The sequence below is a fragment of the Streptomyces sp. Qhu_M48 genome (assembly GCF_051305195.1).
GTDB lineage: Bacteria > Actinomycetota > Actinomycetes > Streptomycetales > Streptomycetaceae > Streptomyces.
On sequence record NZ_CP195432.1, the window covers coordinates 3,572,234 to 3,593,888 of the forward strand.

The window sequence follows — 21,655 nt, forward strand, 5'->3', positions numbered from 1 at the left end:
ACCCCTCTCATGCGCGGCGCGATGATCTACGCTCCCGGCGACATTCGTTTCGAGACGCTGGACGACCCCGAGATCCTTCACCCCACCGACGCGATCATCCGCACGGCGGTGACGTGCGTGTGCGGCTCGGATCTGTGGCCCTACCGAGGAGCCGAGCCGACCGACGCGCCCCACCCGATGGGCCACGAGTACGTCGGCTTCGTGGAGGAGGTCGGCTCCGAGGTCACTTCGGTCAGGCCGGGCCAGTTCGTGATCGGCTCCTTCGCCACCTCGGACAACACCTGCGCGAACTGCCGGAACGGCTTCCAGTCCAACTGCCTGCACCGCGAATTCATGTCCACCTGCCAGGCCGACTACGTCCGCATCCCCAACGCCCGGGGCACCCTGGTCGCCACCGACGACATCCCGGGCGAGCAGCTGTGGCCGGGCCTGCTGGCCGTCTCCGACGTCATGGGCACCGGCTGGTGGGCCGCGGACGCGGCCGAGGTGAAGCCCGGCTCGACCGCTGTGGTGGTCGGGGACGGCGCGGTCGGCCTGTGCGCGGTGATCGCCGCCAAGGAGAGGGGCGCCGACCGGATCATCGCCATGTCCCGCCACGCTTCCCGGCAGAAGCTGGCCCGCGAGTTCGGCGCCACCGACATCGTCACCGAGCGCGGCGACGAGGGCGTCGAGCGGATCAAGGAGCTGACCGGCGGGATCGGCGCCGACAGCGTGCTGGAGTGCGTCGGCACCGGCGAGGCCATGCGGCAGGCCCTGCACTCCGCCCGGCCGGGTGGCACCGTCGGCTTCGTCGGCGTCCCCCACGACGTCGCCGTCGACGGCCAGGAACTGTTCTTCTCCCACGTCGGCCTGCGCGGCGGCCCCGCCCCCGTACGCCGCTACCTGCCCGACCTCATCGACCTCGTCCAGTCGGGCCGTATCGACCCGGGCAAGGTCTTCGACCTCACCCTCCCCCTGGAGCAGGTCGCCGAGGGCTACCAGGCCATGGACGAGCGCCGAGCCATCAAAGCCCTCCTGAAGCCCTGACCCTCACCTCGCCGCACACGGGACCGCACCTGTCCGCGCCCTGTGGGGGCGCTCCCGCCGGCCGCCGCCCCCGCCGCCGTAGCCGCCGACGCCGAGCACCCCAGCCCCGCCGTCCTGGCCGAGCGCCTGTACACGATGCACACCGAACGCGACGGGTTCCGGCACCTCGCCGAGCCTCTGCCCGAGTGAAGGGACGCATTACTCCATGCCCTCCACACCCCGACGGACTCTGCTCCGCGCCGCCCCGGCCGCCGCCCTGCTGGCGCTCGCCGCGTGTTCCAACGACGCTCCGGGCGCGACCTCGCCGTCCGCGTCCTCCTCTGCGGCGGGACGGCAGGAGACCACGGCGCCCCCCGCCCCCTCCGGACCCGACAGGAACACCGCCATGGACGTCCGTGTCACCCTCGACGGCCGGCCCGTCGACGCGACCTTGAACACCAGCCCCGCCGCCCGCGACCTGGCCACCTTGCTCCCGCTCACCGTGGATCTGAAGGACTTCCACGGCACCGAGCGGATCGGCGAGCCGCCACGCAAGCTCACCACCGACGGCGCCCCCGAGCCGGCCGCGCCCGGGGTCGGCGACATCGCCTACTACGCACCGTGGGGCAACCTGGCCCTCTTCTACCAGGACGGCCCCTCCGCCTCCACGGACCTGCTCATCCTCGGCCATATCGACGCCGACGCCGATCAGCTGGCCAGGGCCGAGCGGATCACCATCGAGACCGCCTCCTGACCGCCCCCACCCCTCGCTCGTACGGAAGGAAGCCTTTGATGCCCGCCGCAGACGGGACCTCCCCCAGCAAGCCGCCCCTCGTCGTGTGGGTGCTCGCCGCCGGCACCTTCCTGATGGGCACCACCGAGTTCGTCATCGCCGGCATCCTCCCGGACATCGCCCCTGACCTCGGCGCCGGCGTCTCCCACGCCGGACTGCTGATCACGGCCTTCGCCGTCGGCATGATCGTCGGCGGTCCGACCATGGCCCTGGCCACCCTGCGCCTGCCTCAGCGCCTCACCCTCGTCATCGCCCTGGCGGTCTTCGCCGCCGGGCACGTCGTGGCAGCCCTCACCAGTTCCTTCACCGTCGTCCTGGCCGCCCGATTCGTCACCGCGCTGGCCACCGGCGCGTTCTGGGCGGTCGGATTCGTCATCGCCACCACCGCCGCGGGGCCCGCGAACGCCACGCGGGCCGTCAGCGTGATGATGGGCGGCCTGACCCTGGCCAACGTCGTGGGGGTCCCCGCCGGGTCCCTCATCGGGCACGTCACCGGCTGGCGCGGTCTGTTCTGGGCCCTGGCCGCACTCGCCGCCCTCGCCGCCGCCGTGATCGGGTACTTCATCCCCCGAACGGAGCAACGCGCCCTGGTTTCCGTCCGGGACGACATCCGGGCACTGCGGCACGGCCGCCTGTGGCTGGCACTGGCCTCTGCCGTGCTGATCATGGGCGGTGTGCTGGCCGTCTACACCTACATCACGCCCCTGCTGACCGACCGTGCGGGCATCCCGGACGGTGCCGTGCCGCTGGTGCTGATCGTGTTCGGCGCCGGCGCGCTGGGAGGCACCGCGATCGGCGGCCGGTTCGGCGACCGCCGTCCGATGGCCACCACGATCACGGCCGCCGCAGCGACCGCGCTGATCCTGCTCGCGCTGATCCCGCTGTCCACCACCCCGGCCGCCGCCATCACCCTGATCTTCCTCATGGCCCTGGCCGGGTTCACGATCAACCCGGTTGTCACCGCCCTCGCGGTCCGCGTGGCCGGCGACGCCCCCACCCTCGCCTCCGCGCTGACCACGTCCGCGTACAACACAGGCATCGCCGCCGGCTCCGCGCTCGCCGGGCAGGCCCTCGCCTCTTCCCTCGGTCTGACCGGCCCCGCCCTGATCGGCACCGTCTTCGCGGGCCTGACCCTGCTGCCTCTGATCGCCCTGGCCGTCACGACCAAGCGCGGGACGACGCGCACCGTCGCCCACAGCGGTCCCGACGCGCCTGTCCCGACAGCGCGCAAGCCCGCTGAAGCGACGTCGGCGCGGACCTGAACCGGTCCGGCCGTCCCACACCCCAGCTATCTGGAGCCCTCATGGACCTCAAGCGCCCCACCTATGACTTCACCGGGCAGGTCGCCTTCATCACCGGCGCCGGCTCCGGCATGGGCCTGGCCGCCGCCCGGGCGTTCGCCGCGTCCGGCGCCGCCGTCGCCCTCGCCGACATCGACGAGAAGGCTGTCACCGCCGCCGCGAAGGAACTCACCGACAACGGGCACCAGGCTCTCGCTCTGGTCTGCGACGTCACCGACGAGGACCAGGTCGCCGCCGCCATCGACCGCACCGTGGAAACCCTCGGACGGCTCGACATGGCCTACAACAACGCCGGCATCATGCCCCCGCCCACCGACGCCGCCGACGAAAGCGCCGATCAGTTCGACCGCGTCCAGGACATCAACCTGCGCGGCGTCTGGGCCGCGATGAAGCACGAACTACGCCACATGCGCACCCAGGGAAGCGGCGCCATCGTCAACTGCTCCAGCCTCGGTGGCCTCGTCGGCAATCCCGGCCGCGCCGCCTACCACGCCTCCAAGCACGGCGTCATCGGCCTGACCAAGAGCGCCGCACTCGAATACGGCTCCCGCGGCATCCGCATCAACGCGGTGTGCCCCGGCACCATCAGCACCCCCATGGTCGACGCCATGGTCGAAGGCGGAGAACTCGACCGCACCCAGGCCGAGACCGGCCAAGCCATCCACCGGCTCGGCACCGCCGACGAGATCGCCCAGGCCGTCCTGTGGCTGTCCAGCCCTGGCGCCGGCTACGTCACCGGAGTCGCCCTGCCCGTCGACGGCGGCTACACCGCCCAGTAGCCGCTCGGCTTCCACCACACCATCAGAACTGTCCGACCCCATCACCCCTCTCGCCTGCTACGCGGGCCGGCCCCACGCCATGACAGCGGTCAACGAACTCAGGAAGATCGCCGACCAGCGCGGCTCTTCCTGAACCTGCCTCCTCTCTCGCCCAACGCCCCCATCGGACAAGGATGAAGACCATGGAGCACATCACCTCGACCCCGACGGCCAAGGCCCCGGCCGAGCGGTTCACCGGCGACGTCTACCTCAACCCGATCGAGGCCCCCACCGCCCCCGCCCGCCTCGCCAGCGCCCTGGTCCGCTTCACCCCTGGTGCCCGCACCAACTGGCACAGCCACGCCAACGGCCAGACCCTCTACATCATCGACGGCATCGGTCTGGTCGGTACCCGCGATGGCCACGTCGTGCGCGTCAGCGCCGGGCAGACCGTCAAGTGCGCGGCCGGTGAGGAGCACTGGCACGGCGGCACCGACACCACGCTGATGGCGCACATCGCCATGGTCGTCGGCGACGCCGACAGCGACGGCACCACCTGGCTGGAGCCCGTCACCGACGAGCAGTACACCCACGCTCTCAACGGCACGAACGGGGGTTGACCCACCTCACGCGACCAGGAGAGAGATGGCTTCGTCGCGGCCGTCCCTCCGCTCCTTCAGCCGTTCGAGGAAGGCGTGGGCCGCACGGCGACCGACAGCGGTGTCGGGGAAGAAGAGGTACTGCTTCGGGTCCTTGCGGGTCAGGACGGCTCTGAGGGTGTCCTTGATGGTGAGTCGGGTGACCTTGTCGATGCCGGGTCCTCCGGCGGGACCCGTGCCCGCGAGGACGACCTTGCGTACGAGCCGGGGTTCCCGCACCGCGATGACCTGGGCGACGAAGCCGCCCATGGACAGACCGAGCAGGTCGACCTGGTCGTACCCGAGGGCCTTGATGAACAGCACGGTGTCGCGGGCCATCGCCTCGATGGTGTCGGGCGTGGAACCGCCCGACGCGCCGACGCCGCTGGCGTCGAAGGTGATTTCCCGGCGCTGGGCGGCGAGCCCGTCGACGACGCGGGGGTCCCAGTCGTCCAGGACCGCGGCCAGGTGGTTGAGGAGGATCAGCGGTACGCCGTGGTCCGGCCCGAGCTGCCGGTAGACGAATTCCACGCCGCGCACGGAGACGGAACGGGTCGGCGTGTTCGCGTACGACGTCGGGGTGGGGGCGGGGGAACCGCGCGCTGCGCTCATGACCGGGTCCTCGGATGGTGTGTGGGGGAGTGGGGTGAACGGGATCTCTCGTCGCCGGAGGTGACCGGTGCGTCGGCTCGATTCCGCCGTCATGCCATCGCGACGACGACCTTGCCGGCCCTGGCCCGTCCCTTCTCGACGTACTCCATGGCCTGGAGGGTGTCGTCGAACGGGAAGACGGTGTCGACGACGGGGCGGATCTCTCCGGCGTCGACGAGGCGGGTGAGTTCGCGCAGCTGGTCGCCACTGGCCTTCATGAACAGGAACGAGTACGTCACCCCATGACGCTTGGCGCTGCGCCGGGTCGTGAAGCTCAGTGCGCTCATGGCCAGGCGTAGGACCGCGTTGACGCCGAGTTCGCGGGCGAAGGCGGCGTCGGGCGGGCCCGCGACGCTGATGGCCATTCCGCCGGGCTTGAGGACCCGCAGGGATCTGGCGAGGTTCTCGCCTCCGAGGCTGTCCAGGACGAGGTCGTATCCGTCGAGGAGGGTCTCGAAGTCCTGGGTGCGGTAGTCGATGACCTCGTCCGCGCCGAGCTCCTTGACCAGATCGGCCGTGGCGGCGCTCGCGGTGGTGGCCACGTACGCGCCCAGTGACTTGGCCAGCTGGACGGCGATGGAGCCGAGGCCGCCCGCGCCCGCGTGGATGAGGACCTTCTGGCCCGGCCGTACACGTGCCCGTTCGACCAGCGCCTGCCACGCGGTCAGGGCGACCAGGGGGAGGGAGGCGGCCTCGGTCATCGTGAGGCCGGCCGGTTTGGGGGCCAGGTCGTCCTGGTGGACGGCGATGAACTGGGCGAAGGTGCCGATGCGGTCCTTGTCGGGCCGGGCGTAGACCTCGTCGCCCACCGCGAAGCGGGTGACGGACGGGCCGACACGGATGACCTTTCCCGCGAGGTCGTTACCCAGGACGAGCGGGAGACGGTAGGGCAGGAACGCCTTGAAGGCCCCGTCGCGGAGCTTGATGTCCAGCGGGTTGACGCTGGCCGCCCGGATCTCGACCAGGACGTCCTCGGCGCCCACCTGCGGGTCGGGTACCTCGGCTGCGTGCGTTTCGGCCGGGCCGCCGTACCTGTCGAGCAGGAATGCCTTCATCGTCGTCTCCGTTCCGTCTCCCTCCAGGGAGGGCGGGGTTTCCGTTCGTCCCGGGCTTCCCCCGGTACGAGACAGTTTGTGGCGTTCTCTTGACTGCGGGGCGGGGGTACCGCTCACTCGGCCGCGTCCGCTCTGCAGGCCCCCGGCACGACCAGGGCGGTCACGCGATCGGCGCCGCCTCCCTGGAAGCGGTCCAGGGAGGCGGCGATCCCTTCGGGGGCTCGCCGAGTGGCACCGCGCTGACCTCGCTCAGACTCGTGCCCGGGCCAGGGGAGCCTCAGGCGGCGCTCGGCTGCGGCGTGGCTGCCAGGCTCTGCTTGACGTACCGGCTGGTCTCGTCGGCGAGGATCTCGGGCAGGCCCGTCTCGATACCGTGCAGGGCCTGGGCCGCGACGTCGGAGGCGGCGGTCTTCTGGTCGGCGGGGACGCCGGCGGCCATGTCGGTGTCCATGTAGCCGACGTGCAGCGCCGAGACGGCGATCCCGCGAGGCGCCAGTTCGTCGCGGGTCGCACCGGTCAGCGCCCAGGCGGCGGCCTTGGACGCCGCGTAGGAGCCGAGTCCTGCCGGGTGCAGCCAGGAGAGGGCGGACAGGACGTTGAGTACGGCGCCGCCGCCGTTGGACTCGATGACGGGGGCGAAGGCGCGGGTCGCGGCGAGCGGGCCGAAGAAGTTGGTCTCCATCTCCCGGCGCACCTCGTCGGTGTCGCCTTCGATCAGCGTCGCGCCGGTGGAGATGCCCGCGTTGTTGATCAGCAGGGTCGCATCCGACGCGACGCGGGCGGCCTCACGTATCGACGTCTCGTCCGTGACGTCGAGCCGCAGCGGGATCACGCCCGGCACGTCGACCGTCTCGGGGCGGCGGGCCGCCGCGTACACCTTCGCGCCGCGCTCCACGAGCTGGGCGGCCAGGTGCCGCCCGAGGCCCCGGTTGGCTCCGGTGACGACCGCGACCGCGTTCTTCAGTTCCATGGCTGCTCCTGGTCTTCGGCGGGCGCCGTCGAGCTGCCCGCACGTTTTAGATTATGCAACCAATCTAAACACGGGTCTACGATAGATGCCAGTCGACATCCAAATGGGAGGGTGACCATGGGCCGCGTATCGAAGGCACAGGCGGAGGAGAACCGCAGGCGGGTGGTGGACACCGCCTCGCGGCTGTTCCGCGAGCAGGGCACTCACGTGAGCGTCGCCGACCTGATGAAGGCGGCCGGCCTGACCCACGGCGCCTTCTACAAGCAGTTCCCCTCCAAGGAAGCACTCGTCGACGAGGCCACCGCCCACGCCTTCGGCGAGCTCGCCCGGGCTCACTCCGCAGGGCTCGCACGGTACGAAGGGCGGCACGACGCCGCCCAGCGGGCGCTGATCGACGCCTACCTCTCCGTCGAACACCGCGACGACCCCGCGGGCGGCTGCCCGGTCGCCGCGCTGGCCACGGACATCGCCCGCGAAGGCGGGGGGCATGAGGCCCGTCGTGTCTACACCGAAGGGGTGGCCGACTTCGCCGACTTCCTCAGCGGTGACGACCAGGACGGCATCGTCCGTCTCTGCACCCTGTTCGGCGCGTTGGTCCTGTCCCGGGCCACCGAGGGCTCCCCGCTCTCGGAGGAGATCCTGATCGCCGCCCGCGGCGCCTTGGCGGAAACCGCCTGATCAGCGCCGCGGCGAAGGCGCACGTCGGTCACGCTCGCGGGCGTCCACGCTCGCCGCCGGCGCGAGGAACAGCAGGGCGGGCACGGCCGGTGCCGGCGGCGCGGCATCACTCGCGCCGAGCCGCTCGTCCCGGCGCGGCGGAGATGCCTCCCCGGGGCGCGCGGGGGTGGCGAAGGCTTCGCCGTGGCGGGCTCGGCGGGCTCGGCGGGGTGGCCGAAGACCGTCTCGCGCCGTCCCGCCCGGCGCCGGCGGTCTCACCGGATGGCGCGGGGGAAGGCGAAGGCGTTGTGCCCGCACCTGCTGACGCGCGGCGAACGCGTGTACGTTGCCGCGCGGGACGTGCGCCTCTCCCCGTGGTGCCCGCAACGGCGTTCGGGTCTCGTGCCGATGACGAACGACGACTCGGACCCGGCATCGTTGGTGCCGGGGGATGCCGCTGGCTGCCATGGCCCTGAAGCGGATGTCGCTGCCTGCATCGCCCTGAAATGGATGCCGCGGGCTGCCCCCGCCCTGAAACGTGATGCCGCGGGCTGCCACCGCCCTGAAACCGCGAAGACGATGGGGCCTGGATCCGGATGGCCCGGCCCGGCGGTGTCGACCCGCACCGGGGTGGCGGGCTGTCGGACGGTGCCCCATCGCCCGGACTCCGCCCTCCTGCGCTGGTGAAGCCGGCGCGGCGCTGGGCGGTGGGGGGCGTCGGGCCCGGCAGGCGTCCGCCTCAGGTCTCGCGCCGGTCATGTGACTTAACCGGATCCGTTCCTCTCTAGACAACGTTGTCAGTCGACGGCAGAGTGGTGCTCCGCACAGTTCGGAAGGTTCTGGAGAGGTGGGACGGATGGTGTACGGAGCGCTGGACATCGGTGGTACGAAGATCGCCGGGGCGCTGGTCGATACCGAGGGGCGCGTGGTGGCGCGGGCGCAGCGGCCGACGCCCGCGCGCGAGTCCGCCGAGGCGATGATGGCCGCGGTGACCTCGGTCGTGGACGAACTGGCCACCCGTCCCGAGTGGGCTTCGCTGCTCTGCCTGGGGATCGGGAGTGCCGGACCCGTGGACACCTTCGCGGGCATGGTGAGCCCGGTCAACATCCCGGCCTGGCGTTCCTTCCCTCTGGTGGCGCGGGTGCGGAGCCATCCCGCCGTCCCGGCGGGCATCGAGCCGGTGCTCGTCGGTGACGCGGTCGCCATGGCAGCGGCGGAAAGCTGGGTCGGTGCGGCGCAGGACGCGGCGAACGCCCTGTGCATGGTCGTCTCGACCGGCGTCGGCGGCGGCCTGATCCTGGGAGGGTCCGTACATGCGGGGACGACCGGGAACGCCGGTCACATCGGGCACATCACCGTCGACCAGAACGGCCCCGCGTGCCCCTGCGGCGCCCAGGGATGTGTGGAGCGCTACGCCAGCGGGACGGCGATCGCGGCGTACGCACTGGAATCGGGCTGGACACCCCCGGCCGGCCTTTCCGCCACCGCCCGCGAGGTCGAGGTCTCGGCCCGTGCCGGCGATGCGAGGGCGCTCGCCGCGTTCGACCGGGCCGGCCGCGCCCTGGCCGCCGCCATCGCGGCGACGGCCGCGCTCGTCGAACTCGACCTGGTCGTCGTCGGAGGCGGGGTCTCCCAGGCGGGCGAGCTGTTGTTCGCGCCGCTGCGGCACCACCTGAAGTCGTACGCCGTCCTCGACTTCACCCGTGGCGTTCCGGTCGTGCCCGCCGGGCTGGCCCTCGACGCCGGACTGATCGGCGCGGCCGCCGTCGGCGCCGCCACCGCCACCGCCACCGCGGCCGCCGTCGGCGCTGCCACCGTCGGCGCCGCCGCCTCCGGGCTGTCCCGCGCCGGAGCGGGCAGTCGGGGGCGGACGGCCCACTGATCTCCGGCCTCCACCGGATGCGGGCGGGGCCTTCTCCTCGTGCTCGCGTACACCGGCACCGAGCGCCCTTCAGGACGCCGTGGCGGAGCCCCGACCTTCCACCTCACCGTACGCACTCCAGGAAATGACCATGGACCTCCTCCGCAACACCGTCCAGCCCTACGACTGGGGCTCCCGCACCCTGCTGCCGGAACTCATGGGCGTGCCGCCCACCGGAGCACCCCAGGCCGAACTCTGGATGGGTGCCCATCCGACGGCGCCCTCCCGAGTGTTCAGGGGTGAAGTCCTGACACCGCTGGACCGGGTCGTCGCCGAGGATCCGGAGGGTGAACTCGGAGGGGTCACCGTACGCCGATTCGGGCCCCGACTCCCGTTCCTGCTCAAGCTCCTGGCCGCCGACGCACCGCTCTCCGTCCAGGTGCACCCGGACCTCGCCCAGGCCCAGGCCGGGTTCGCCAGGGAGAACGCACTCGGCGTACCCCTGGACGCACCGCACCGCACGTACCGGGACGGCCAGCACAAGCCCGAGATGATCGTCGCCCTCACCCCGTTCCGGGGCCTCTGCGGCTTCCGGTACCCGGCGGACACCGCCGACCTGCTCGACTCCTTGAAGGTGCCCGCGTTGCGGCCGTACATCGAGACTCTGCGCACCGTTCCCGAGCCCCAGGCACTCGCGGAGGTGTTCGGGGCCTTCCTCCGTCCGTCGGCGGACCTGCTCGACGCCGTCGCCCAAGCGCTGGCAGTCGCGGTGGCAGGCTCGGAGGAGGCTCACATCGCCGCCTACGACCACATCGCGCAGGTCTGTCCGGGCGATCCCGGGCTGCTGTCCGCCCTCATGCTCCGGTACGTCGAACTGACCCCCGGCGAGGCTCTGTTCCTCGGCGCCGGAGTCCCCCACGCGTATCTCTCCGGGCTCGGCGTGGAGATCATGGCGAGCTCCGACAACGTCCTGCGGTGCGGACTGACCTCCAAGCACGTCGACACGGAGGAACTGACCCGGGTCGTCCGCTTCGACGCACCCCCGGCTCGCGTCCTGACCCCTCGGGAGGAAGAGGGCGAGCAGGTGTATCCGGCGCCGGTGGACGACTTCCGCCTGTCGCGGTACCTCCTCCATGCCGGCGCACCGTGGCGGCGCGTGGCGCTGGACGCCCCGCAGATCGTCCTCTGCGCCAACGGGACCATGACCCTCTCCTCGTCTGAGGAGAGCATCGACATCGGCCCCGGACAGGCCGTGTACGTGCCCGCGGGCGCCGAGGCCGGACTGGAGGGTGTCGGCATGGCCTTCCGTGCCACGACGGGCACCGCGGAACGCCTCGGGTGAACGGTGAGGACGCCAACAAAACCATCCACTAAACTTAACCGGTTATGTTCCGCCTCTTGTGAGGGGCCCACACGGCCCCTAGCCTCAACTCGGCCGCCAGGAAACGGCAGGAGAACTCGCTGATCGACGAAGGCGATGACCCGAACCGAACTTGCGGTTAATCCCCACTGCCCGGAATCGAGCCGCAGCATTCTCCGGGCAGTGGGGCCCCGCTGCGGTCCGCCCGTCACCCGTGGGCCCGCCCCGGGCTACCGACCCCGGACAGCCGCGATCCCACCCCATGTCAGGTACCGCCGCGCCCGCTTCCCGGGGGCACGGCATCGAGTTGGGAGCACCACATGAACAGGACACGGGTCTTCTCGGCAGCGACGATGCTCGCCCTCGCCGCCACGATCACCTCGGTCCCCGTCACCACCCAGGCCGCCGAGCGCTCCGACGGCTTCCGCGTGGCGGACGGACGGCTCCTCGACGCCACCGGCAAGGACTTCGTCCTGCGCGGCGTCAACCACGCCCACACCTGGTACCCGGACCGCACCGCGCGGTCCCTCTCCGACATGAAGGCACTCGGCGCCAACTCGGTGCGGGTGGTGCTCTCCACCGGCACCCGCTGGACGAGGAACGACGCCGCCGACGTCGCGGCCGTCGTCTCCCAGTGCAAGGCCAACCGGCTCGTCTGCGTCCTGGAGTCGCACGACACCACCGGTTACGGCGAGCAGGGTGGTGCGGCCTCCCTCTCCGAGGCGGTCGACTACTGGCTGGAGGTGGCGAACGCCCTCAAGGGGCAGGAGAAGTACGTCATCGTCAACCTCGGCAACGAGCCCCACGGCAACGCCGGCTACACCGCCTGGACGCGGGACACCCAGGACGCCATCGGCCGCCTGCGTGCGGCCGGTTTCGACCACACCCTGATGGTCGACGCACCCAACTGGGGTCAGGACTGGTCGGGCACGATGCGCGAGAACGCCCCCGCCGTCTTCGCCTCCGACCCCGACCGCAACACCGTCTTCTCGATCCACATGTACGGCGTCTACGACACCGCCGCCGAGGTCGAGGACTACCTCGGCAGCTTCGTCGACCGCGGACTTCCCGTCGTCGTGGGCGAGTTCGGCCACGACCACTCGGACGGCAACCCCGACGAGGACGCCGTCATGGCCACCGCCCGCAGGCTGGGACTCGGTTACCTCGGCTGGTCCTGGAGCGGCAACGGCGGCGGCGTCGAATACCTCGACCTCGCCACCGGCTTCGACGCCGACCGGCTCACCTCCTGGGGCGAGCGCCTCTTCCACGGCCCCGACGGCATCCGCCAGACCTCGAAGGAGGCCGGCGTCTACCGGCGCGGCTGCTCCATCGCCTACCGGCTCGACGACTGGGGCACCGGCTTCAACGCCGACATCACCGTCCGCAACACCGGCGAACAGCCCCTCAAGGGCTGGAAGCTGGACTTCGAGCTCCCCGCCGGGACCACGCTGAACTCCGCCTGGAACGCCTCCGTCACCCAGACCGGCCGGCAGGTCCGCGCCACCGACGAGTCCTGGACCGAGTCCGTCCCGGTCGGTCGGGCCGTGAGCTTCGGCGTCAACGTCGCGGGCCCCGGTGCCGTGCCCGCCTCCTTCAGCCTCGACGGCGTTCCCTGCGCCAAGGGCTGACCCCGGTACCGCACTCGCCGCGCCGGGTACGAGAGGAGCGGGTTCGCCGGCACGTCCCTGCCCCGGAACCCGCTCCCTGCCCGCTACCGTCGCCTCCTTGAGGGGAACGCACGACGTTGAGGGGCTGCCCCCACGGGCAGCCCCTCAACGTCGTACCTGACCGCCTACGTACGCCGGGGCGGGCCGGTCGACCCTCTCGGCGTCAGGGACGGGGTGGGCACCTGCCGGGCGCCCTCGTGAGTGCCTTCGATGATCCCGAACAGGGTGCGGGCGACCTCCTCCCCGAAGTGGTGTACGTCATGGCTCATCGCGGACAGCGGCGGATGCGTCAGCCGGCACAACTGCGAGTCGTCCCAGGCGAGGAGGGAGACGTCGTCGGGGACCGAGAGGCCCATCTCCGAGGCGACCGCCGCCCCGGCGACGGCCATGATGTCGTTGTCGTACACGATCGCCGTCGGCCGGTCCGGGGACATGAGGAGACTGCGGGTGGCCCGGGCCCCTTCCTCTCCCGCGAAGCCGGTCGCCACCTGCCGACCTCCGCCCAGGCCCAGCTCGGCCATGGTGGCCTCGAAAGCAGTGGCGCGGATGCCGCTGTGGCCGAGGCCGGCGGGGCCGCCGACGCGGGCGATCCGCCGGTGCCCGAGCGCGGCCAGGTACCGCACCGCCTCGGCGGCAGCGGAGGCGTCGTCGGTCCAGACCGACGGGAAGCCGCCGGTCAGCGACGGGTGCCCGACGGCCACCACGGGCATGCCGAGGGCCCGAAGGGGCGGAATCCGCGGGTCGTCCTGGTGGAAGTCGACGAGGATCGCCCCGCCGACGGTCCTGCCGCGCCACCACTCCTGGTAGAGAGCGGTCTCCTCGTCCAGATCGCGGACGAGCCGGAGGAGGAGAGAGCAGGAGCGCTCGGCGAGGACGTCCTCGATTCCGGAGATGAACTCCATGTAGAAGGGTTCGAGGCCGAGGAGCCGGGCCGGCCGGCAGATCGCCAGGCCGACGATGCCCGCCCGCTGGCCGGAGAGGTTGCGCGCGGTCTGGTTCGGGCTCCAGCCGAGCTCCCGGGCCGCCGCGAAGATGCGCTCCCGGGTCGTCGGGGACACCCCCGGCCGGTTGTTGAAGGCGATGGAGACGGCGCCTTTGGACACCCCGGCCAGCGCGGCGACGTCGTTGATCGTGACGCGCCGGCCGGGGGCGCGAGAGGCTGGGGCGCTCACACCGCTCCCACGCTGAACAGGGCCCCCCGTACGGCCTCCGGGTCGTCGCCCGCCCAGCCGCGGACCGTGATCCGGACTTCCTCGCCCGGCAGCAGGGTGACCAGCCCGTGGTCGGCGCCCGCCGCCGGGGCCAGCCGGTCCGCCTGGAGCAGGAGGTCCCGCACCAGGGTGTGCGCGGTGACCGTCACGACCGAGTCGCCGTCCCCGGTCGGCTCGACCAGGACGTCGTACACGGGCAGCGGGTAGGCGAACTCCTTGTCGAGGACCGGGAGGTGGACCGCCCGCAGACCGTCCGCGTCGGCGACCAGCAGCTCCTTGCCGGAGTCGGCCTCGGGCAGCAGCGACGCCGGGACGACCATCCGCACCACCGTTCGGGCGGCGGCCTCCAGGTCCAGTGAGGCCTCCTTCAGCACGGTGCCGTCGGAGGCGAGGCGGCGCAGGGTGACGGTGGTGCGCCAGGTGGTGCCGGACTGGTTGTCGAGGGCCAACACCGGGCCCTCCTCGGCTGGGACCAGGCTCAGGAGGCGGTCGGCGTAGACGCGGCGCAGTTCGTGGTGGAGCGGCTTGAGGTGTCCGTCGCCGTCGATCGCGGCCCAGGAGCTCACCGGCCAGCAGTCGTTGAGCTGCCACACGACCGTGCCCGCGCAGACCGGCCAGTGGGAGCGCCAGTGTTCGATGCCGGCCGCCACCGCGCGGGCCTGGACGACCTGGGCGAGGTAGTGCCAGCGGTCGAAGTCGCCCTCGGGGAGCCCGAAGTGGCGCTCGAGACCGCGGTTCAGCTTGCCGTTGCCGTCCTCGGCCTTCTGGTGGTGCAGCATGCCGGGGGAGTCCGGGGAGAGGTCCTCGCCGGGCAGGGCGCGCCGCAGGGTGCTGATCGCGGGCGGGGCCTGCCAGCCGAACTCGGCGCAGAAGCGGGGCACATCGGCCCGGTATTCGGCGTAGTCCTGCCGGTTCCAGACCTCCCATGAGTGGTGGGTGCCGTGCCGGGGGTCGTTGGGGTGGTGGTCCCAGGAGCCGGACCAGGGGCTGCCGGCGGTGTAGGGGCGGGTGGGGTCGAGCTCGGCGACGATCCGGGGGAGGATCCCGAGGTAGTAGCCCTCGCCCCAGGAGTCGCCGGCGAGCGGGGCCTCCCAGTCCCAGTCGCGGAAGCCCCAGAGGTTCTCGTTGTTGCCGTTCCACAGGACGAGGCTGGCGTGCGGCATCAGGCGGACAACGTTGTCACGCGCCTCCGCCTCCACTTCTCCGCGCAGCGGCTGCTCCTCGGGGTAGGCGGCGCAGGCGAAGAGGAAGTCCTGCCAGACCATCAGGCCCAGTTCGTCGCATACGTCGTAGAAGGCGTCGTCCTCGTAGATCCCGCCGCCCCAGATACGGACGAGGTCGATGTTGGCCTCGGCGGCCTGGGTGAGGCGGGCGCGGTACCGCTCGGGCGTGACCCGGGAGGGCAGCACGTCGTCGGGGATCCAGTTGACGCCACGGGCGAAGATCCGGACGCCGTTGACGACGAAGGTGAAGCCGGTGCCGTGCGCGTCGGCGGAGCGGTCGACGGTGACGGTACGGAAGCCGATCCGCCGCGACCAGGAGTCGAGCGGCGCGCCGTCCTCGTCCAGGAGCTCGATGTCGAGCCCGTACAGAGGCTGGGAACCGTAGCCCCGCGGCCACCACAGGTCCGGCTCGGGCACGTCGAGGCGGAGCACCGTCTCCACGCCTTCGAAGGAGGTCTCGGCGACCACCCCGGCCACCGTGGCGCGCAGGGTGAGCGGCCGGCCCGTGCCGCTCTCGGTGCGGGCGGTCCGGATCCGCAGTTCGACGTGCCCGGTGGTGCCGTCCACGGTGACCAGCGGGCGGACCTCGGCGAGCCGCGCGGTCGACCAGTGCTCGATCCGCACCGGCCGCCACATGCCGGCGGTCACGACGGTCGGGCCCCAGTCCCAGCCGAAGGAGCAGGCCATCTTGCGGATGTACTGGAAGGGCTCGGGGTAGACGTTGGGCCGGTCGCCGGTGAGCGCACGGATTCGCTCGGCCTCGTCGTACGCCGAGCCGAAGCGCACCTCCAGCGCTCCGGCCCGTCCCGTGACGTCGAAGCGGTGGACGCGGTGCATGTTCCGGGTCGTACCGAGGGACTCGCCGTCGAGCAGGATCTCGGCGGCGGTGTCCAGGCCCTCGAAGACCAACTCCCGCCGTTCGTGCCCGCCGTTGTCGGCGGAGAGGTCCGTCACGTACGACCAGGCCCGGCTCCCGACCCAGGCGATCTCCGTCTCGTTCAGCCCGAGGAACGGGTCCGGTATCACCCCGGCGGCGAGCAGATCGGTGTGGACACAACCGGGCACCTGCGCGGGGAGCGGTGCGCCCTCGTGGCGCAGGCTCCACCCCTCGTGCAGCTGGGTGACGTCCTTCATGGTGTGCGGCTCCAATCGCCTGGCAGTGGGCGGGATGCGTGTACGGGCCGACAAGTTAGCCGTACATCTACTTAACTGTCCATGAACCGGTGAAGCCGGGTCTGCGCGGCGCGTAACACGACGAACGCACGACTTCATCGGCCCGTGATAATCGGCTGGCCCGGGTAACGATTAGGCATCACGCTGGAAATCGGCACTTTACCGGTTCACGACTGGCTGACATAGTGCCGTCATCCCACCGATGACCTGAGCCGTGACTTTGAAGGAGTTGGGCCATGGGGAACAAGAAGACGACCGCGCTCTCGGGCGCTGTGCTGGCCGCCGTGATGCTGACGATGTCGGCGTGTGGTGGTGGAGGGGGTGGCGCCACCGGGGAGGTGGCCGCGCCTCCGTCCGACCCGAAGGAGGTCTCGGGCAAGATCAGGGTCCTGACCCAGCGGACCGACCTCGTGCAGAACGGCGTGCTGAAGCAGTACGCGGCCGAGTTCAAGAAGGTCTACCCCAAGGTCGACGTCTCCTTCGACGGCATCACCGACTACGAGGGGGAGGTGAAGATCCGCATGAACACCAAGGAGTACGGTGACGTGCTCTTCATCCCCGGCGCGGTGGCCAAGAACGACTACCCGAAGTTCTTCGCCCCCCTCGGGACGACTGCCGAGCTGTCGAAGTACCGCTTCGGCGACAAGACCGAGGTGGACGGCAAGGTCTACGGCATCGCGCAGTTCGGTACGGCGAACGGCTTCGTCTACAACAGGAAGCTCTGGAAGCAGGCGGGCGTCACCGCGTGGCCGAAGACCCAGGAGGAGTTCCTGGCCGGCCTGAAGGCGATCAAGGAGAAGACGGACGCCACCCCGTACTACACCAACTTCAAGGACGGCTGGCCGCTGGTCCAGTGGACCAGCAACCTCGGCGTGGCCGGCTGTGACGCGGGAGCGAGCAACGCGCTCGCGGGCCCGGTCTCCCCCTGGAAGGCCGGCAGCGAGCTGAACACCACGGACACGTTGCTGTACGACATCGCCAAGCAGGGTCTGTCGGAGAAGGATCCGACCACGACGAACTGGGAGACCTCCAAGGCGCTGCTCGGTGAGGGCAGGATCGCCACCATGATGCTCGGCTCCTGGTCGATCACGCAGATGCAGGCCGCGGCGGTGGAGGCCGGCGGTCGGGCGTCCGACATCGGCTTCATGCCCTTCCCCGTACAGAAGGACGGAAAGCACTGCGCGGCGTTGGTCTCGGACTATCAGCAGGCCGTGAGCGTCTACTCGGAGAACAAGCCGGCCGCGCGCGCATGGATCGACTGGTTCACCGAGAAGTCGGGCTTCGCGGAGAAGGAGGGCGTGGTGTCCGCGGTCAAGTCCGCCCCCATGCCGACGACGCTCAAGGAATTCGTTGACAACGATGTCAGGTTCTTCGACCGCTCCGAGGCGAAGACCGCGATCGTCAACGACATCGACGAGGCGGCCGAGATCGGCCTCAACAAGCAGGACTACCGCCAGAAGCTGATCGACACCGCCCGCGGTGCCGCGAAGGGCAGCCTGGAGGACTTCTTCGCCGACCTGAACAAGAGGTGGGACGAGGCGGCGAAGACCGTCGGTAGCTGATACCGACGGAGTGGCCCCGGCCGTACGACACCGGCCGGGGCCCCTGGACCCTCCGCGGCAGCGGACACGAAAGGCCGACATGACCCAGACCACCGACACCGCACCAGAGGGCGCCGCCATGACAGGGCGATCCAGCACGGACCAGAGTAAAGGCGACACAGGGAGCGGCCGAAGCCACCCTGCGGGCCGCCGGCGTGGCCCCGCCGCCGGACGGACGAGATCCTGGCGCGACTCGCCGCTCCGGCGGATCACGCCCTGGCTCTTCCTGGCGGCCCCACTGGCCCTGCTGATCACGTTCACCTACGTCCCCGTCGCGAGCATGATCTCGTACAGCTTCACCGACTGGGACGGGGTGAGCCCGGACCGGGAGAACGTGGGGTTCGACAACTACGTCCAGATCTTCACCCGGCCCGAGCTCTTCCGCGTCTTCTTCGTCAGCGGCTACTACCTCGCGGCGTCCGTGGTCCAGATCGTGGTCGCGCTGTACTTCGCGGTGATCCTCAGCTTCAACCTGCGCTTCCGGAACTTCTTCAAAGGGATCCTCTTCTTCCCCTATCTGATCAACGGCGTCGCCATCGGCTTCGTCTTCCTGTACTTCTTCCAGGACGGCGGCACCCTCGACTCGGTGCTCGACTGGCTGGGCGTGACCACCGACCACCCCTGGCTGGGCGATCCGACCTCCGCCAACGTCTCCCTCGCCGGCGTCTCCGTCTGGCGCTTCACCGGACTGAACTTCGTCCTCTTCCTCGGCGCCATCCAGTCCATCCCCGGCGAGCTGTACGAGGCGGCCGAACTGGACGGGGCGGGGAAGTGGCAGCAGTTCCGGCACATCATCGCCCCCAGCATCAAGCCCGTGATCAGCCTCAGCGCGATCCTGGCGATCGCCGGCTCGCTGTCGGTCTTCGAGATCCCCTACATCATGACCGGCGGAGCCACCGGCACTCAGACCTTCGTCATCCAGACGATCAAACTCGCCTTCCAGTTCAACAAGACCGGCCTGGCCTCGGCCGCGGCCGTGGTGCTGCTCCTGATCATCCTGCTGATCACCTGGATCCAGCGCCGGCTCGTGCCCGACGACAAGGTGGACCTCGTATGACCTCCCCCGCCCTCACCACAGCCACGAACCGGCCCCGCACCGCGCGCCGCCGCCCGGCCGTCGGCGGCGTGCTGACCTACCTGTCGCTGATCGCGGCCTCGGTGGTCGTGCTCCTCCCGCTCGCGGTCGTCTTCCTGACCTCGCTGAAGACCTCGGAGGAGGTGGGCGACGGCAGCGCGCTCTCCCTGCCGGGCAACTGGTTCAACCTCGACAACTACGTCACCGCGTTCAACGACGGCAAGATGCTGATGGCGTTCGGGAACACCGCCTTCATCCTGCTGTTCTCGATCGGCGGGACGGTGATCATCGGCTCGATGACCGCGTACGCCGTCGACCGCTTCGACTTCCGGGGCAAGAAGCTCGTCATGGCGGGCTTCCTCGTCGCCACCCTGGTGCCCAGCGTGACCACCCAGGTCGCCACCTTCCAGGTGATCAACAGCTTCGGCCTCATCGACACCCGCTGGGCGCCGATCCTGCTCTACATGGGCACCGACATCGTCTCGGTCTACATCTTCCTGCAGTTCATCCGCGGCATCCCGGTCTCCCTGGACGAAGCCGCCCGGCTCGACGGCGCCAACGCCTTCACCATCTACCGGAGAATCATCTTCCCGCTGCTCAAGCCCGCCATCGCCACCGTCGTCATCATCAAGGGGATCACCACCTACAACGACTTCTACATCCCCTTCCTCTACATGCACTCCGAGGACCTGGGGACCATCTCCACCGCCCTCTTCCGCTTCAAGGGCCCCTTCGGAGCCCACTGGGAGGCCATCTCCGCCGGAGCGATCCTCGTCATCGTCCCGACGCTGATCGTCTTCCTGCTGCTTCAGCGGTGGATCTACAACGGCTTCGCCCAGGGAGCCACCAAGTAGGGGGTGCCCTGACGCGGCGCCGGGCCGTACGAGGGGACGACCCGGCCCCGCACGGTCTCCCCGCGGACGGGTGATCAGCGCGGGCCCGGCTCCGGCGGCGGGGGAGAGGTGCTGCCCCGGGGCACGAAGTGCGCGTACCCGTCGCGCACGCTGCCGACGTCCTCCCCGCCGATCAGGGCGAGCAGTGCGGTCGCGGAGCGGGCCCCGTACGCCGGGATGTCCCGGGTGACCGCCGACAGCATCGGGCGCACCACCTGGGTCAGCGGAGACTCGTCCCAGGCCACGATCGACACGTCGGCGGGGATCGACAGGCCCAGCTCCTGCGCCACCGACAGCGCGGCCACCGCCATGATGTCGTTGTCGAAGACGATCGCCGTCGGCCGCCCGGGTGCGATCAGCATCGCCCGAGCGGCCCGCGCGCCCGCGTCGCCGGTGTAGTCGGTGTGGACCACCGCCGCCTCGGGGATCCCGGCCTCCCGGCATGCCGCCGCGAGCGCCGCGTCGCGGACCGCCGTGTGCGCGAACCCGGCCGGGCCCGCCACCCGGGCGATGCGCCGGTGGCCCAGCATCGCCAGGTACCGCACGATCTCGTGGACACTCTCGCCGTCGTCGGACCAGACGGCCGGCAGTCCCCCGGCCACCTCCGGCGGGCCGATCGCTACCGCGGGCAGGCCGATGTCGCGCACGGCGTCGAACCGGGCGTCCTCGGTCTGCAGGTCCATGAGGAAGACGCCGTCGACCCGCCGCTCGCCCCACCAGCGCCGGCAGACCTCGATCTCCTGCGCCTGGTCGGCCGCTATCTGGAGCATCAGCGCGTACGAACGCTGGGCGAGCACCGTCTCCACACCACTGATGAACTCCATGAAGAAGGGCTCCACCCCGAGCGTCCGCGCAGGCCGCCGCACGACCAGCCCGACCGCCTGCGCCCGCCCGCCGGTCAGCGCCCGGGCGGCGCTGTTCGCCCGCCAGCCCAGCTCCTCGGCGATGCTCTTGATCGAGGCGCGGGTGGCCTCCGAGACCCCGGGCTGGTCGTTGAGCGCGTACGAGACCGCCACCTTTGACACACCCGCCCGACGCGCGATGTCCGCCATCGTCGGCCGTTTCACTGCCACCCCAGCTCCATCCTGAACCCTCGACACCCCGACCCTACCGCCAGGTCAGGCTCCGGGCGGGAGGTCTTCGTGGGCGCAAGGGGCGGCACGTCGTCGTCGAGCACCGGCCGGTCTCCGAACTGTGGTGGAACCGCGCCGTGATGCTCACGGTCCTCCTCCCGCACCCGCCGCCGCACCTGCTGTACGTCCGCTGGACGCACGGGGCGACACGCCGGCTCGGCCGCGACCGGCGGTCCGCCCTCGTGACCCGGACACAGCAGCTCTCCATCGGCTTCCACAGCCGCACCAGCGGCTGCTGCCTGCCTCGCGGGCGCGGCGCTCGTCGCCGACTACGGGTGGGCATCGGTCACGCCGGGCGAGGCCGTCACGCTCAGCGCTACCTCTCCACCCTCACCGGCGCCGTCACGAGCCTGCTCGACCTCGTACGCGGCTGCCACCGCCCCACGCCCGGCCGGGTCCTCCTCGACGGGCAGGACATGGCCGGACTCGACCTGCGGAGCTTCCGCGGATTCGTCTCCGTGGTCCCCCGGGAGTCCGTCCATTTCGAGGGGAGCATCAGCGAGAACGACACTTACACGGCATGGAGCACGTCGACGACGCGATGCCGCGGCTCTGCTTGCGCCCGCCTGAAGGTCTGACCCGCAGGGCGACGCGGGGTGCCCTCCCGTCGCCGAGGACGGGAGGGCACCC

The 21,655-nt window shown here is 70.9% G+C and carries 20 protein-coding genes; 14 read left to right on the forward strand and 6 right to left on the reverse strand.

Features of this window, described 5'->3' with window-relative positions; all coding sequences use genetic code 11:
• Positions 1–9: 9 nt before the first annotated feature.
• From ACRRSS_RS16335 to ACRRSS_RS16360, 6 genes are all read left to right on the forward strand, one after another.
• A complete protein-coding gene (locus tag ACRRSS_RS16335; protein WP_435971858.1) occupies positions 10–1,026 on the forward strand; it encodes a zinc-dependent alcohol dehydrogenase family protein in 1,017 nt (338 codons plus the stop codon).
• A 42-nt stretch (positions 1,027–1,068) separates the two neighbouring features.
• Entirely contained in the window at positions 1,069–1,215 is a 147-nt protein-coding gene (locus ACRRSS_RS16340; RefSeq protein ID WP_435971859.1) for a hypothetical protein, read from the forward strand.
• A gap of 16 nt (positions 1,216–1,231) precedes the next feature.
• Positions 1,232–1,759: a cyclophilin-like fold protein gene (locus tag ACRRSS_RS16345; RefSeq protein ID WP_435971860.1), complete on the forward strand. Its 528-nt coding sequence runs from the start codon at positions 1,232–1,234 to the stop codon at positions 1,757–1,759.
• 38 nt (positions 1,760–1,797) lie between these two features.
• Positions 1,798–3,060 (forward strand): MFS transporter, encoded by a 1,263-nt coding sequence (locus ACRRSS_RS16350; protein ID WP_435971861.1) that lies wholly within the window; start codon positions 1,798–1,800, stop codon positions 3,058–3,060.
• Between the two features lie 41 nt (positions 3,061–3,101).
• Positions 3,102–3,878 carry an SDR family NAD(P)-dependent oxidoreductase gene (locus ACRRSS_RS16355; RefSeq protein ID WP_435971862.1) on the forward strand — a complete coding sequence of 259 codons (777 nt, stop codon included), beginning with the start codon at positions 3,102–3,104 and terminating at the stop codon, positions 3,876–3,878.
• 182 nt (positions 3,879–4,060) lie between these two features.
• Complete coding sequence (locus ACRRSS_RS16360; RefSeq protein ID WP_435971863.1) at positions 4,061–4,477, forward strand: (R)-mandelonitrile lyase; 417 nt, start codon at positions 4,061–4,063, stop codon at positions 4,475–4,477.
• 6 nt (positions 4,478–4,483) lie between these two features.
• Here the strand turns inward: ACRRSS_RS16360 and ACRRSS_RS16365 are convergent, their stop codons facing one another.
• From ACRRSS_RS16365 to ACRRSS_RS16375, 3 genes are all read right to left on the reverse strand, one after another.
• Positions 4,484–5,107, reverse strand: coding sequence for an alpha/beta fold hydrolase (locus ACRRSS_RS16365; protein WP_435971864.1), 624 nt, complete (start codon positions 5,105–5,107; stop codon positions 4,484–4,486).
• Between the two features lie 89 nt (positions 5,108–5,196).
• Entirely contained in the window at positions 5,197–6,201 is a 1,005-nt protein-coding gene (locus ACRRSS_RS16370; RefSeq protein ID WP_435971865.1) for an NADP-dependent oxidoreductase, read from the reverse strand.
• Positions 6,202–6,478: 277 nt separating this feature from the next.
• Positions 6,479–7,171, reverse strand: coding sequence for an SDR family oxidoreductase (locus ACRRSS_RS16375; protein ID WP_435971866.1), 693 nt, complete (start codon positions 7,169–7,171; stop codon positions 6,479–6,481).
• 117 nt (positions 7,172–7,288) lie between these two features.
• Between ACRRSS_RS16375 and ACRRSS_RS16380 the strand changes: the two genes are divergently transcribed.
• The 4 genes from ACRRSS_RS16380 to ACRRSS_RS16395 all read left to right on the forward strand — a co-directional run bounded on the left by ACRRSS_RS16380 (position 7,289) and on the right by ACRRSS_RS16395 (position 12,677).
• The gene (locus ACRRSS_RS16380) at positions 7,289–7,849 is read left to right on the forward strand and encodes a TetR/AcrR family transcriptional regulator (RefSeq protein WP_435971867.1); all 561 of its coding nucleotides are present in this window, start codon (positions 7,289–7,291) and stop codon (positions 7,847–7,849) included.
• Positions 7,850–8,684: 835 nt separating this feature from the next.
• Positions 8,685–9,710 (forward strand): ROK family protein, encoded by a 1,026-nt coding sequence (locus ACRRSS_RS16385; RefSeq protein WP_435971868.1) that lies wholly within the window; start codon positions 8,685–8,687, stop codon positions 9,708–9,710.
• Positions 9,711–9,840: 130 nt separating this feature from the next.
• A complete protein-coding gene (manA, locus tag ACRRSS_RS16390; RefSeq protein WP_435971869.1) occupies positions 9,841–11,031 on the forward strand; it encodes a mannose-6-phosphate isomerase, class I in 1,191 nt (396 codons plus the stop codon).
• A 338-nt stretch (positions 11,032–11,369) separates the two neighbouring features.
• Positions 11,370–12,677 (forward strand): cellulase family glycosylhydrolase, encoded by a 1,308-nt coding sequence (locus ACRRSS_RS16395; RefSeq protein WP_435971870.1) that lies wholly within the window; start codon positions 11,370–11,372, stop codon positions 12,675–12,677.
• A gap of 164 nt (positions 12,678–12,841) precedes the next feature.
• On the opposite strand, the gene ACRRSS_RS16400 is transcribed toward ACRRSS_RS16395, so the two are convergent.
• Positions 12,842–13,888 (reverse strand): LacI family DNA-binding transcriptional regulator, encoded by a 1,047-nt coding sequence (locus ACRRSS_RS16400; RefSeq protein ID WP_435971871.1) that lies wholly within the window; start codon positions 13,886–13,888, stop codon positions 12,842–12,844.
• Positions 13,885–16,284 (reverse strand): glycoside hydrolase family 2 protein, encoded by a 2,400-nt coding sequence (locus ACRRSS_RS16405; RefSeq protein ID WP_435971872.1) that lies wholly within the window; start codon positions 16,282–16,284, stop codon positions 13,885–13,887. Before ACRRSS_RS16405 ends, ACRRSS_RS16400 begins: the two co-directional genes overlap by 4 nt.
• Before the next feature lie 275 nt (positions 16,285–16,559).
• On the opposite strand from ACRRSS_RS16405, the gene ACRRSS_RS16410 reads away from it, so the two are divergent.
• The 3 genes from ACRRSS_RS16410 (at position 16,560) to ACRRSS_RS16420 (ending at position 19,853) form a co-directional block, all read left to right on the forward strand.
• The gene (locus tag ACRRSS_RS16410; RefSeq protein ID WP_435971873.1) at positions 16,560–17,885 is read left to right on the forward strand and encodes an ABC transporter substrate-binding protein; all 1,326 of its coding nucleotides are present in this window, start codon (positions 16,560–16,562) and stop codon (positions 17,883–17,885) included.
• A gap of 79 nt (positions 17,886–17,964) precedes the next feature.
• On the forward strand, positions 17,965–18,981 hold the full coding sequence (locus ACRRSS_RS16415) for a carbohydrate ABC transporter permease (protein WP_435971874.1): 1,017 nt from the start codon (positions 17,965–17,967) through the stop codon (positions 18,979–18,981).
• Complete coding sequence (locus ACRRSS_RS16420) at positions 18,978–19,853, forward strand: carbohydrate ABC transporter permease (protein ID WP_435971875.1); 876 nt, start codon at positions 18,978–18,980, stop codon at positions 19,851–19,853. The genes ACRRSS_RS16415 and ACRRSS_RS16420 overlap by 4 nt, the downstream gene beginning before the upstream one ends.
• Before the next feature lie 74 nt (positions 19,854–19,927).
• Here the strand turns inward: ACRRSS_RS16420 and ACRRSS_RS16425 are convergent, their stop codons facing one another.
• Positions 19,928–20,959 (reverse strand): LacI family DNA-binding transcriptional regulator, encoded by a 1,032-nt coding sequence (locus tag ACRRSS_RS16425; RefSeq protein WP_435975347.1) that lies wholly within the window; start codon positions 20,957–20,959, stop codon positions 19,928–19,930.
• A gap of 143 nt (positions 20,960–21,102) precedes the next feature.
• Between ACRRSS_RS16425 and ACRRSS_RS16430 the strand changes: the two genes are divergently transcribed.
• Positions 21,103–21,603, forward strand: coding sequence for a hypothetical protein (locus ACRRSS_RS16430; RefSeq protein WP_435971876.1), 501 nt, complete (start codon positions 21,103–21,105; stop codon positions 21,601–21,603).
• Positions 21,604–21,655 lie beyond the last annotated feature (52 nt).